The organism is Enterococcus villorum, assembly GCF_007990225.1.
In the GTDB taxonomy this organism is placed as follows: Bacteria; Bacillota; Bacilli; order Lactobacillales; family Enterococcaceae; genus Enterococcus_B; species Enterococcus_B villorum.
Map to the genome: position 1 here is coordinate 1 of NZ_BJWF01000051.1, position 12,494 is coordinate 12,494.

A 12,494-nucleotide genomic window follows, 5' to 3' on the forward strand; every position below is an offset into this window, starting at 1 on the left:
TTATCCATTCATAAGTGACTTTTCCACGGGTATTTTCAGCAGTTACATACTCTTCTGGATTAGGGATCGTTGATTGATGTTCGCCTAATGTATGGTCACCTGATTTGACATTAACCATTATTCGACCAATTGCGTTTTGTGCATGTTGAAACTCAGTAACTATTTCAAGCGGGAGATACATAGCTCTAGTTTGGAAATGTGTACCGTCACCATAGTAGAAACAAAGAAATTTAGGTATTTTAAAAATTTCTTTTTGGGAGGGAGCTACCTTTAACCGTGTGAATGTTACATACAAATTCTCTTTTGTAACATTATTCAATGCATCAGCAGCTGAGTCAGGAGGGCTAATATGAATTTGCCAATTACCACTTTCTGACGTTGCAGTTACGTAATAAATATCCTTTCCTGTGCCTGCACTTTCTTTTCTTAATAATCCCAACCAATTCGGCGTTGCACCAGCAAAATCCCATTTATCCCAAAATCCAGCAGGTGTCTTATTCTTGTAGTTTGCAATTACACTCTCCAATTGATAGATTATTTTATTACCAACTTCATAATTATCCGTAGTGCTATGAATAATATCGTTAAACTTATTTCTTATATATGAGATAATATGGTCACCAACTTTTCTATCAAGATCTGAACTAGGTACCCCAATATCATCAGGAATTGGCTTCGCTAAAGTAAAAGTCGGATTTTCCTCTGACACTCTTGCCGAAGGAACAAGACTCCTACCTTGGATTGTACTTGTTTCGGTATCCTTCTTTACTTCTTCTTTCTTTTCTTCTTTGGTTGATTGAGTGGCTTTTTTACTGGTCTTGCTTGTTGTTTCTTCCTTTTTTTCTGTCTCTTTCTTCGTTGTGCTGCTACTAACTGTATTTAACACGGAAACAGCTTCAACAATGGTGCCACTTGTTTGGCCAAAAGCGAGTGCTAAAATCAAGGTGCTATTTAATAACCTTTTTCTTGTTTTCAATGAAATCCTCCCTTATATGTCTTTATTTATGAACGACTCAAATGAAGGCCTGTTACTTTGATAAAAAAACACCTTCATATCTTCTCAATGTTATGTATTTAGTTGCATTTTTTGATTGATTTTATTCACTCCTTTTGTTATGTTCACATAGAAATCTTTAAATAAAAACCTTACTTCTTTAAGCTTAAAGGGAATGTGATAATTATGAAACGTCATTTTTTCATTATGTATAGGAAGTAATTGATTGGAAAACTTTGTTAGGGAACTAACCCATTTTAAATGACAAACATTCTAGCAAGAAAATGGAAGAAAATGGTTTAGTTTAAGATTCAAGCAAGCTGTTCTATCGAGGGCTAACGAGCTTGCTTGAAGAATTAAAAGTTGCCACTCGTCTCTTTTGGTCTTATCTTCACTATAAAAAAACAGAAGCGAGCTAAATCGCTCTACTTCTGTTTTTTCAATACCTTAATGATTGATTTTATTGTTCGTTATTTGTTTGTTGCTCAATGGCTGATTTAGCTTTTTCAGTTTGTTCAGAAGCAAATTGACCGGTAGCTTTGGCTGCTTTTGTGACTTTGTCTTGAACTGTTTCACTATTGGCTTCGTATTCTTCTTTGGTTTTGATATCTACCACGTCAACATTGACTTCAACAACTTTTAAGTGTGTCATTGCTCCGACTTCTTTAGCAATGATTTCTTTGATTTGTTTGTAGATGTCTTCAATGTCTTTGCCGTATTCGACAACGATCTTCATATCGACTGCTACTTCTTTTTTACCGACTTCGGTATCAATTCCCGCTGTAACATTGTCTGTATTCACTAATTTCTCCGCTACATTAGAGAAAAATCCACCGTCAGCGGTTAGTAACCCATCCACTTTTTCTAAGGCAATACCCACGATTTTTTGGATCACTTTGTCATCATAAGTGACATCACCTTTCATTGCCTCCACTTCGTCGTTCGAGCTTTCTGGTGAGTCTTTTTTGTCTTTTGGCTCACCAGGTTTTGGTGGATTAACGCCTGGTTTTGGTGGCGTAGTCCCTGGAGTTGGTGGTTTTGGATGATCTTCATGTTTTCCTAAGTGAGGACCTTGGTCTTTTGGTGTATCTTTGGTTTCTTGTGCCACTTTTTCTTCTACATTTGGTACCACTGGATCTGGGTGAGCCGAAACTGGTGCTACCTTGTCTTTCTCATCTTGTACCCCATTGGCTTGATTTGGCACTGTTGGATCTGGATGTGCTGAAATTGGGGTATTTTTATTATCTGTGTGATTTGTTTGGTTGTTGTTTTTATAATCGTTTGTCATAATCGTCGTATCCTCCTAAGATTTGTGTTCAAAAATTTTAGTTTGTTTTAAATACATGCCGACAGCAATGCCTAGAATGGCCATCAGGATTAGCAACAAGGTTTTAAAGAAGCCGACTGAAATCAGCAGTATAGCTAAAATCAACCCTATTGCGCCACAGATGATCGGCAGCTTGTATGTTTCAAATAATTCATTCATTATGCCTGATCCTCCTTATTCCACTCGTGCGTGTTCATCTGACTGATGTTTATTGGTTGGTGCTTGATACCCAGTATATTTTACTGAGACTTTAACTGGTTCATCTGTACCAAGTAGTTGCTTGATTTCTTTTTCAATTTCTTCCATTAAAGTGCCAGTTTTACCAATCAAAGAATATGTGCGTTTCAATTCACCTTTAATGGCAACAGCTACTTTGTTCTTTGTGGCTTTGACGTTTACTTTTGGCGATTGAATAAATTCTTCTTCGTTTAAATGAGAACGAACCATTCCTTCAATTGCTTTTTTATCAAGTGTTAATTCCCCATCGCCTTTTTTCAATAAGAATGTGCCAATCGTTTTTGGGTAAAAAATCAAAATCAATAAAGCAATGATTAAAAGGATGGATAATGCGACCGCTACCCAAAAGACATATTGTTGCACATAGTAATTCGTGACTGTAAGGAAACGAAAGCGTTCAAATGATTCAGACAATGGATAAATGACACTGATCAATGCCACAAACAAAAGAATCGATAAAAGCAGGAGTGAAAAAATGACCCCAATGGTTTTTGTTCCTTTATTCATACTTGCACCTCCTGATACTATTTTATAAGTTGATTGCTTCTCCGCCTGTGACACCATAAATTTGGGCTGTCACATAGCTCGCTTTGTTGGAAGATAAAAAGACATAGACTGGTGCTAATTCAGCAGGTTGTCCGGCACGTTCAAGTAAACTCTTTTGTCCAAATTCTGGAATGGAATCTTCTGGTTGCCCTTTGTCTAATTGTAAAGGTGTCCAAATTGGACCAGGAGCAACACCGTTCACACGAATCCCTTTTGGTGCTAGCTGTTTTGCTAAACCAAGTGTGAAGTTTGCAATGGCTGCTTTTGTGGCGGCGTAATCCAAAAGATGTTCACTTGGGTTCGTCGCTTGTACCGATGTCGTCGTAACGATAGCGCCTCCAGCTGGAATATGAGGAACAGCCTCTTTGACGATCGCAAACATGGCAATGATGTTGACCATAAAAGTATCTTTAACTTGTTCCATTGGTATTTCTTCAATAGCTGGACAAGAAATTTGTTGTCCGGCATTTAAAACTAATGTATCAAGACCACCAAGTTCTGAGACTACTTTTTGAACGATTTCTTTGGGAGCTGATTCATCGCGTAGGTCATAAGGTAAAAGAACGACTTTTCTCCCTGCTTTTTCGATGTAAGAAGCCACTTGTTTGGCATCTTCTTCTTCACCTGGGAAAAATTGTAAGCCAATATCAGCCCCTTCTCTGGCATAAGCAATCGCTGCTGCCCGTCCAATTCCTGAATCGCCTCCGGTAATTAATACTCGACGATTTTCTAATTGATTCGTTCCTTGATAAGACTCTTCCCCACAATCCGGTTCTGGTTGCATGTCTTTTTGTAAAGCCGGCGTATCTTGGTCTTGTTTAGGAAATTCCTCTGTATGATAAAGTTTTCTTGGATCAATTAAATTTGGTTCAGTCATGTTTATCCTCCTCATGTTTTTTAACCTTTTTATTTTGTATAATCTTTTCTATATAAGTGGTACCCGACGATCCCTGCTGCAACGATCGAACCAATGAGCACAAACAAAAAGCCTAACCCTGAACGTTCACCCGGCAGACCACCGGTATTCATTCCCCAGATGCCAGCGATTAATGCCGGAATAGAAATGATCAAAGCTGCAGAATCGAGGTATTTCATGAGGTGATTAAGATGATTGTCCATCATCCCATTAAAAAGATCCCCAATGCTTTCTAATAAATCCCTATAGATCAAAATCATCTTTTCTGCTTGCCTTTGTCTTAATTGGATGTCATAAAGTAAGCCGTCATCAGTCAGTTTCTTTACGAAAGATTCAGATTCCCATAATTGGTCTAAGGTGGCTTTTTGATCACGTAACGTATGATCAATGTAGACAATTTCTCTTTCTAAATCGGCTTGTTTGTATAGTTCTTCATTTTCAGTCGTTTTACGTGCTTCTTTATCTAACGCATCAATTTTCTTTTTCATTACTTTTAACTCTTTCACAAAATGAGTGTAAATCTCTAATATGGAATAAGCGATGGCTTTTTCGAAAGTGTTGATCACCTGCCCATATTTTTCGATTAAGCGAACGAAAAAATCAGTTTTTTTATCCACACAACTTATTAACAGATCATTCGAATGGACAAAAGAAATCGGAGTTAGCCTTTTTTCAATGGTCTCTTTTTCATTCGACAGATTGAGTAACACTAAGGAAATCGGCTGGTTTAAAGAAGTTCCTGTTAGTTCTTCCATTCTCGAGACTTCTTCGGGATAAGAGACACCCACGAAGATATCTTGTGGTAATTCATATCGTTCAATTACCTGTTCGATTTCCTTGGTGTTACTACTGTCAATCACGAGCCAATTGGATTGGTCTTCATCTGTCGCTATTACTCCTTTTCTTCCTATAAAGTAATCGTCCAGCATGCGTCCTCTCCTTTTCTAAGCCACGTATTAACTAAAGAAACAATTATTTAACTTAATGTTGTGATCCAACACGACAATTTCATTTTCCAGTGAAAAACTATTTAATTGTTTGTTGTAAGCAAGGTTTAAGTGTCTTCCTAAGTAAGAAGCTTCTAATTTAGACGTGTAGATTTCCAACATAGGATGTTCAATTTTGTTGACATATTTTCCAAATTCCGTAAAGAAGGGGATGATTTGAAAAAAACTGCCTTTTGCACAAGCGCCTTTGTCTCTTAAAAACGGATCAGAAGAGTCAATGAATGCTAAAGCAATTTTTGAATCTTCCCCCACTTTTTCAATCAGTGCCTCCATCGCATTTTTTGTCATCGTGATTTCCATAAACATCATCTCCTTTATTTTTTTGGTAAGTTTCTCCTTTTTTAGCGTGTTACTTCTGTATTGCGGTTGATTCTTGCGTACAATGGGTATTTGGGAAATTTCGCCACACAACGAAACGCAGTCATATTGGCATATTTATCATAATATTTTTTCGTTGGACCCTTGAAATCTTTGCTCCAAGGTTTCACATGCCCAGAAAAATGGATGATGGAAGGGTCTTTACGAGTTTCTTCGTATTCTTTTTCCCCTTGCGCTGTTGGGTGTTGTTTGGCTTTTGCCATGATATAACCTTGCGCATTCCATTTTGGATGTAATGGGATCCAGCGATCATGTAAAATCGCATTTAATGCATCTTGGTCATGGAAACGTAATTTTTCAGGATTTTCTTCAATAAAGGTCAGTACTTTTTTGGTAATGTCTTGTTCTAACCATTTTTCGACATTGATCAGCATTAATCCTGAGTTAAAGTAACGAGTCGATTGAACAGGGATTTCCATTTTTTCTAAACGTTGGTGGAAACCAGCATCTTCTACTGCTGCCAAAATGGCTCCATCAAATTCTAAATCCCAAAGTGGAGTTACATCTTTGACGGTAATCATGTCACAGTCCATGTACAAAAGTCGTTCAACGTTTTTCCCTCTAAATAATTCTGGAATTGCGATACGATAATAGGCTGTTTCTGGAATACGATCACTCGTTACCACATTTTCGAAAAATTTCTTATTAATTTTCAAAAATTCCACTTCTGTATTCATTCTTGAATTTTTAATTGAAAAACGTAATAATTTTTTGCTTTCTAAATCAATGTTGTCATCAATCACATAAAAACGGACAAAAGTTTTTGGATCACTATTTTCTAAAACTGAAACAAACAGCGCCGCTAGATGAGGCACAAATTTGGTATTACAACTTGAAACAATCGCGATTTCTTTTCTTCTATTCATTTACCTCTCCTACTTTCTTTAACACGCTATGCGCTAATTTTTTTAAATATACATTTGTATAAGGATGATCTTTCAATGTATTCCATGGTTTGTCATGGCCCGTGAAGTGCACAATCGACGGTGATTGAATGCCAGCTTTGTATAATTTTTCATACGTTTCATTTGGTGCTTTATGACGTTCAAAAATCAAAGACGTTTGCATATTCCATTTTGGTTCTAATTGCGCCCAATCTTCTACCAGTACAGCATTAAGGGCATCTTGGTCGTGATAGATAATTCGATCGCCATTTTCTTTTAAGTAATGAATGGTTTTTTCGGTGATCTTCTTTTTATTCCATTGATCAATATCAATGACCATCACGCCAGAATTGAAGTAATAAGCATCTGAATCAATGCCTAAACGTCTCAATGCTTTGGTTTGACCTGGATCAATCACCGCACCAATCGTTTGATTATTTAATGGTTGATCGTATAACTTAACAATGTCATCTAGCACCAAAATATCGGAATCAAGATAAAGTACTTTTTTATAGTGGTATTTTGTTAAAATTTTAGGTAAAGAAATTCTTAAGTATGCAGTTGTCGTAATATGGTCACTCACTAGAAAATCTTCATAAACATCTTTATCAACTGTCAAAAATTGAATTTCAGCTTTTGACGAATGGTTACGTACCGTTTGTCTTAGCCCTTCTTTACTATATTCAGAAATTCCATCATCAATGACGTAAAAATAAATGTGGCTGGATTTGTTGGAGTTTTCCAGTACAGTGGCAATCATCACGCTTAAGTAAGGAGCGTAATTTTCATCTGAAGCAGTTACTACTGGAACGATACTATGATTCATCTCCATTAAAATCACTCCTTTTTCTAATCTTTTTCTAACCTTTTCTATATCCAGAATATGCCTCAATAAACTTTAAAGCAAAAGATATGCTTCGTTTTCATTGAATAATTCATAAAATTTATGCTTTTTCTTCTATTTGAAAACGTTAACTTATCCGTTTTTCTGTCTAATTATTCAGTTTTAGCAATTCGATCTCTACCTATATATGGTTTGTGAAATTCGAGAATGTTTTTTGAAAAAATTCAAAAGTGTAAAGCATTTTATTTTTATTTTATGAAATTCTCATTTAATCTTAGAGTAAGCAAGAAACAAAGGGAGCGGATAATATGAAATTAGCGGCAATTGATCTAGATGGTACATTACTTGATCGAAGTGGAAAAATACCTCAAGAAAATATTGAAGCACTACAAAATTTTGATCAACATGGAGGAATTGTCACGATTGCAACTGGTAGAAACAGCATTTCTGCCAAAGATGTTTTTGAAGAGTTAGGAGTTGGTGGTTATTTGATTTCTTCCAATGGGTCATTTGTTGCCGAAATGAGAAAAGGAACCATTGTCAAGGTACTAAAACGTTCAAAAATTGAACTTTCTACCCTTAAACGTGCATTTTTCTTAGCACAAGAAGCAAAAATATCTATCATAGCTAGTCGAGAAACACAAGATGATCAGTTAACATTTGACGAATCTAACTTAGTGAAGGATGATCCCTACTACCAACATTTCAATTTACAAAATCAATCGTTTGATGAAATTACTAAATTATTAGAAGGTCCTTCAGTTAGCTATTTGAAATTGGCTTTAACAGACAAAGACGAAAATAAATTGCAAAAATTACAACAAGATTTAAAAAAAGACGGCATTGATTCAGTCTTTTCTGACCCACATTTTTTAGAAATTACTCCAAAAAATGTCACAAAAGCCCATTCATTGATTTTTTTAGCAGATTATTTAGGAATTGAACCCAATCAGATTGTCGCATTTGGGGATCAAGAAAATGATATTGCCATGTTAAAAGTGAGCGGTACAAGCATTGCTATGGGAAATGCTAAAAAACAAGTTAAAAATATTGCGGATGAAGTGACAAAGACGAATGAAGAAGCTGGCGTTGCTTATATCATCAATAATTATTATTAATAAATAAGGAGAGGATCAAAAGTGTTAGTTGTGGTTGATATGCAAAATCATATTCTTGATCCAGATAGTAAATACTATGTTCCTAATGCTGAAAAATTATTGAATAAAATCAAGAAGCGATTAGAACAAGCTCGAAAAAATAAGGAAGCTATTTTATTTACTAGAGATATCCCTGTACAGCGAAAAGGAAAAGATGAAGAAAAAGAAGATTTACAGATCATTTCGTTGCTGTCACCCAGAGAAAATGAAAGAGTCATCAAAAAATACTATTTCACCATGCCTCCAGAAGCATTACTGACAGTTAAACAAGAGGCTTTTCCTCAAGATAATGCCAACAAACAAATCGAAATGGTCGGTATCGAAACAAATCTTTGTGTTTTGTCCAATACGATAGCTTTACAAAGTATCTTTCCAGAGGCTGATTTTTTCATCGATACCTCTTTTGTTTCAGAAAATAAACATGGTAACCAAGCGCTTGAGCTCCTTAAAGATTTCAATGTAGAGATAAAATGAAAAAGGAGGGCTGACAAACATCTTGTCACCCCTCCTCTTTTTTATGAATATCGTGCGCTTTATAAATAAATTTCTTCGACAGTCATTACTCTGTCAACCTTACTTTTCCTTCTTCATTTAACAACTATTTGAAGCTGTATCAGTATAGGATATTTATTTTTTACTTGTCTTCTTCTGACCATCTTTCTTCTGCTGTTACTCTAGTTTCTACTTTCAAAAACTATGTGCGATCAATTTTTTTATTTTGAAACATCTCTTAATTTTATACACTTTTTACTAAAAAAACATGATCGTTTTAAATGCGTGTGTATCTGCTATTTTTTATGTACCCTGTAGGACTCGAACCTACGACCGGACGGTTATGAGCCGTCAGCTCTAACCAACTGAGCTAAGGGTACGGACTGAAATGCTTTATCCACTTTTAACTATATCATGTAGAGGCAATAGAGACAATATTATTTTATAAATTTAAAAACTCTGTTATTGTCACTTTTTTTTGTTTATTTTCTATAGCTATATTGTTATAATCAATAAAATAAATTTGTTTTTGTACATAAGGAAGAATACATAAGTCATTTTTAGCTGTTTTATTAAGGTATGATGTTCAATCGTAACTAATTGTTCGTTATTTATCGCTTTGTTAACTAAAAATAGGATTCCCCTTTCTACTTAATGCGACCATTTTATTATATCCAATTCACTCCTTTGACCACCACGCCGTCATTTTCTCTGGGACCGTTTTCTATTTTTTTCTAGCATCAAATTTTAGCATATCATTTGTTATACAAGCTATAAAATGTTATCTTTTATTGGGGTTATATTTTAGAATATTCTGATTTATTCCGTTTTTAAATCTATGTGAAAATTCGTAGTTGGTTACTCATTACTAGTCTTAGAGCATTATTTATTATCAAAAACCATAGTAAATACAAACGAAAATATATAGGAGTTAATAATATGATAAAGTTAAGCCAATTGATTTTTTCTATTCCTACCATCATTCTCGTTCCCATTATTTGTTATCTAATAAATTGGAACAAGGAACGTCTTATTTTAGCGTTTCTTACTTTACCTGCCCTATTTTTTTCGTATAAAATTTTGAATTATCAATATTTTGAATCGGATCAATTATTTATTGCTGAATTGATCGGGTTGATTTTATCGCTACTTTTACCAATTGCTTATTTGGTTTATTTAAATAAAAAAATTAACAAATGAAGGATGTAAATAACGAAAGGAGTTTTTTCATGAGTATCGAAGAAGCTATTTTATTAGATACACTTCGTTGTAGACTAGATTTTTTGAGAAAAAAGAATCAATTGTCCATTTCTGACATCGCTGAGCAAACGGACATTTCTGTAGAAGTTTATCAGCAATACGAAAAAGGGGAAAAATGTCCGTGTGTGGTAGAATTGATCTTCCTTGCTGATTTTTATGATGTCTCTGTCGATTACCTTATTGGGCGATCTGAACAACCGGAACGCGTGATCTAGTGCGTTCTTTTTAATGAAAGTGAGGGAAAAATATGCGTTTATGGCATGAAGAATTGCTTTCTCTTCTTCCTAGACAACAGCTGTTAGGACAACATCGAGAATGCTGCGCACTTCGAGGTAACGGTTGGGGAAAGAAGCATGCAACAGTGGATTATGTCTTTCGTTACTCTCCATACAAACTTTATCAATACCATTGTCTCGTTTTAAACGAAATGCACCGTCGCGGTTATCGACCTGCTGAAGAATGGTATGTACCTGAATACCGCGGAATCCATTGTGCCGCTTATTCTCCTCTTCAACCAATCACACTTACCACACCAATTTATCCCGAACATGATGAAAGCTATCTCATGACTTGCTTGACCAATCTTAAACAAAAAGGCATTGATTTAAACTATGCTAGGAGCGATAAAACGTAAAACGATTGTTTTTTAAATGGTACCTAGCTTCAGGAAATAAGCTTCCTTGTTTGCCGATTCTTGTAGATTGAACTTTTCAGAATTTTTGTGTCACTTCTCTACGCAAGTTCTTGCAAAAAATCCTTTAGAAAACAAAAAAACTACTCTTTTGATAAGAGTAGTTTTCAATCGTTTAAATTATGCTTTATAGATGTTTACAGCTTGTGGGCCACGTTGTCCATCTTCGATATCAAAAGTCACTGCTTGACCTTCGTCTAATGTTTTGAATCCTTCACCTTGGATTGCTGAGAAATGTGCAAAAACATCATTTCCATCTTCTGCAGTGATAAAACCAAAACCTTTATCTGCATTAAACCATTTTACTGTACCGTTATTCATATATATTTCCTCCTAATACGTATCAACGTACGATTTTATTGCAATAAATTATTGATAGGCAAAAGGAGTCTTAAACTAAAATAGTTAGCTCAAATTACGTTTCAAAATAGATTACTTATTTACTATAGCATGTCTTTTAAAAAAAGACAACCATAACATTTTATTTTGTTGCTCCTTTCTTCGAACGTGCCATTTTTCTTTACTATTTCTTAAGTAGCTTTTCATTTTTCTATCTGATATAATGATAAGTGGAATTTCGTTATCAACGTATAGTTGCCTTTCGTAGAAATTTAAGAAAGGAGAATGAATATGACATTCTATAACAAAGACTTACAATATCGAGTAACTCTAAACACTGATTTAAATCTATTTGTTGTATTTGACAAAGCGGATTCTAATCGTGTAGCTACTGGAGTTACGATCGAACAAGCTGTACAAGAATTGAAAAAATCCGCATAGGAGTGAAAAACTCAATGAACGATGGCAGTTCTAGTTCACTTTAAAAGCACCTAATCATCCAATGGTAGGTGCTTTTTTGTTGTCTCAAAGGCTGTCTTATGGCATTACCCTTTCTTCAAGCTTTTTTCTATATAAAAAGACACTACCAATGCTTCCTCCTCACCAAAAACATCTGTAAACCCACTTCCTTATCTAACAGTTAGACCATTAAACACATATTAAAGGGATTCCCTCAATACTTTCATGATTTTCCTCGGTTTTATTAACTAATACATAATGAATGATGAGTGTACCATTAAAAATCAAGAGCTTTAGTTCAAAATTTTTTGCCGTTTTTTTCCCTCGTGCTATGATCTAGGTGTTGTGGAGGCTGAATAAGAATGGGTACGATGATTACTGTAAGTAAATTATTGTTTTGGGTTCCTTTTATCGGTATTATCTTGTTTTTATTTATTTATACGAAATGGAACAAATATGATTTACTCATGTTTGTTTCTTCATTTCCATCGATTTATTTTATGATTAAAATTCTTGAGTATTCTTATGCTCAACCCGTACATTTATTCGATTTTTACCTTAAAGGCCTTGCCTTTTCTACAATCTTCTATTCACTGCTGGTCTTTTTTATTATTAAAAAAAAATAGATCTTTTCATACAATGTAAAAAAAACAGCAGGTACAAAACGATACTTTCCTACAATAAATATGTAGTGAACAATAGAAACAAGCTGTTGCTTCCAATCTCATTTTTGTTCTTCATAAGAAGAAAGCTTTACAGCTTGAAGAACTCACCGATGTCAATCGATGGGGTAAAAAAAATCCTAGTTTTGTTTACGCTTTAAAGTGATAACTTTGAAGCATGAAACAAAGCTAGTTTTTTGTTTCTAAAAACCGCTAAAACAAAAAGTTGAGCATAAGAGAAGATTCTAATGTTTTATCTTCAGACCAGATATTTTCAGATAACTCATGTGTTTTACTTTTT

The 12,494-nt window shown here is 34.8% G+C and carries 16 protein-coding genes, 1 tRNA gene and 1 pseudogene; 7 read left to right on the plus strand and 11 right to left on the minus strand.

The window, feature by feature from the left end:
- From EVI01_RS12305 to EVI01_RS12345, 9 genes and pseudogenes are all read right to left on the minus strand, one after another.
- A pseudogene (locus tag EVI01_RS12305) lies at positions 1–976 on the minus strand (cell wall protein); the annotation flags it as partial.
- Between the two features lie 478 nt (positions 977–1,454).
- The gene (locus tag EVI01_RS12310) at positions 1,455–2,282 is read right to left on the minus strand and encodes an Asp23/Gls24 family envelope stress response protein (RefSeq protein ID WP_010751918.1); all 828 of its coding nucleotides are present in this window, start codon (positions 2,280–2,282) and stop codon (positions 1,455–1,457) included.
- A gap of 15 nt (positions 2,283–2,297) precedes the next feature.
- Positions 2,298–2,480, minus strand: coding sequence for a DUF2273 domain-containing protein (locus EVI01_RS12315; protein WP_010751919.1), 183 nt, complete (start codon positions 2,478–2,480; stop codon positions 2,298–2,300).
- 15 nt (positions 2,481–2,495) lie between these two features.
- Positions 2,496–3,065: an alkaline shock response membrane anchor protein AmaP gene (amaP, locus tag EVI01_RS12320; RefSeq protein WP_010751920.1), complete on the minus strand. Its 570-nt coding sequence runs from the start codon at positions 3,063–3,065 to the stop codon at positions 2,496–2,498.
- A 22-nt stretch (positions 3,066–3,087) separates the two neighbouring features.
- A complete protein-coding gene (locus EVI01_RS12325; RefSeq protein WP_010751921.1) occupies positions 3,088–3,981 on the minus strand; it encodes an SDR family oxidoreductase in 894 nt (297 codons plus the stop codon).
- Between the two features lie 29 nt (positions 3,982–4,010).
- Positions 4,011–4,949 carry a magnesium transporter CorA family protein gene (locus EVI01_RS12330; RefSeq protein WP_010751922.1) on the minus strand — a complete coding sequence of 313 codons (939 nt, stop codon included), beginning with the start codon at positions 4,947–4,949 and terminating at the stop codon, positions 4,011–4,013.
- A gap of 27 nt (positions 4,950–4,976) precedes the next feature.
- Positions 4,977–5,327 (minus strand): iron-sulfur cluster biosynthesis family protein, encoded by a 351-nt coding sequence (locus tag EVI01_RS12335; protein ID WP_010751923.1) that lies wholly within the window; start codon positions 5,325–5,327, stop codon positions 4,977–4,979.
- A 41-nt stretch (positions 5,328–5,368) separates the two neighbouring features.
- Entirely contained in the window at positions 5,369–6,271 is a 903-nt protein-coding gene (locus EVI01_RS12340) for a glycosyltransferase family 8 protein (RefSeq protein ID WP_010751924.1), read from the minus strand.
- Entirely contained in the window at positions 6,264–7,121 is an 858-nt protein-coding gene (locus tag EVI01_RS12345; protein WP_010751925.1) for a glycosyltransferase family 8 protein, read from the minus strand. The genes EVI01_RS12340 and EVI01_RS12345 overlap by 8 nt, the downstream gene beginning before the upstream one ends.
- 320 nt (positions 7,122–7,441) lie before the next feature.
- Between EVI01_RS12345 and EVI01_RS12350 the strand changes: the two genes are divergently transcribed.
- On the plus strand, positions 7,442–8,251 hold the full coding sequence (locus EVI01_RS12350) for a Cof-type HAD-IIB family hydrolase (protein WP_010751926.1): 810 nt from the start codon (positions 7,442–7,444) through the stop codon (positions 8,249–8,251).
- Between the two features lie 21 nt (positions 8,252–8,272).
- Complete coding sequence (locus EVI01_RS12355) at positions 8,273–8,764, plus strand: cysteine hydrolase family protein (protein ID WP_010751927.1); 492 nt, start codon at positions 8,273–8,275, stop codon at positions 8,762–8,764.
- Positions 8,765–9,088: 324 nt separating this feature from the next.
- On the opposite strand, the gene EVI01_RS12360 is transcribed toward EVI01_RS12355, so the two are convergent.
- Positions 9,089–9,162: transfer RNA gene (locus EVI01_RS12360), tRNA-Ile, on the minus strand.
- 559 nt (positions 9,163–9,721) lie between these two features.
- On the opposite strand from EVI01_RS12360, the gene EVI01_RS12365 reads away from it, so the two are divergent.
- From EVI01_RS12365 to EVI01_RS12375, 3 genes are read left to right on the plus strand one after another with little or no spacing between them, the layout of a single operon-like run.
- The gene (locus EVI01_RS12365; RefSeq protein ID WP_010751928.1) at positions 9,722–9,982 is read left to right on the plus strand and encodes a hypothetical protein; all 261 of its coding nucleotides are present in this window, start codon (positions 9,722–9,724) and stop codon (positions 9,980–9,982) included.
- A 29-nt stretch (positions 9,983–10,011) separates the two neighbouring features.
- A complete protein-coding gene (locus tag EVI01_RS12370; protein WP_010751929.1) occupies positions 10,012–10,257 on the plus strand; it encodes a helix-turn-helix domain-containing protein in 246 nt (81 codons plus the stop codon).
- A 32-nt stretch (positions 10,258–10,289) separates the two neighbouring features.
- Complete coding sequence (locus EVI01_RS12375) at positions 10,290–10,676, plus strand: TIGR02328 family protein (protein ID WP_010751930.1); 387 nt, start codon at positions 10,290–10,292, stop codon at positions 10,674–10,676.
- Positions 10,677–10,853: 177 nt separating this feature from the next.
- Here EVI01_RS12375 and EVI01_RS12380 read toward each other — a convergent pair whose 3' ends face one another.
- Positions 10,854–11,054 carry a cold-shock protein gene (locus tag EVI01_RS12380; RefSeq protein ID WP_010751931.1) on the minus strand — a complete coding sequence of 67 codons (201 nt, stop codon included), beginning with the start codon at positions 11,052–11,054 and terminating at the stop codon, positions 10,854–10,856.
- Between the two features lie 309 nt (positions 11,055–11,363).
- Here EVI01_RS12380 and EVI01_RS13765 point away from each other — a divergent pair, with 309 nt between their 5' ends.
- Together EVI01_RS13765 and EVI01_RS12385 are read left to right on the plus strand one after the other, a co-directional pair.
- Complete coding sequence (locus EVI01_RS13765; RefSeq protein WP_010751932.1) at positions 11,364–11,513, plus strand: hypothetical protein; 150 nt, start codon at positions 11,364–11,366, stop codon at positions 11,511–11,513.
- A gap of 380 nt (positions 11,514–11,893) precedes the next feature.
- Positions 11,894–12,157: a hypothetical protein gene (locus EVI01_RS12385; RefSeq protein ID WP_010751933.1), complete on the plus strand. Its 264-nt coding sequence runs from the start codon at positions 11,894–11,896 to the stop codon at positions 12,155–12,157.
- The last annotated feature ends 337 nt before the right edge of the window (positions 12,158–12,494 follow it).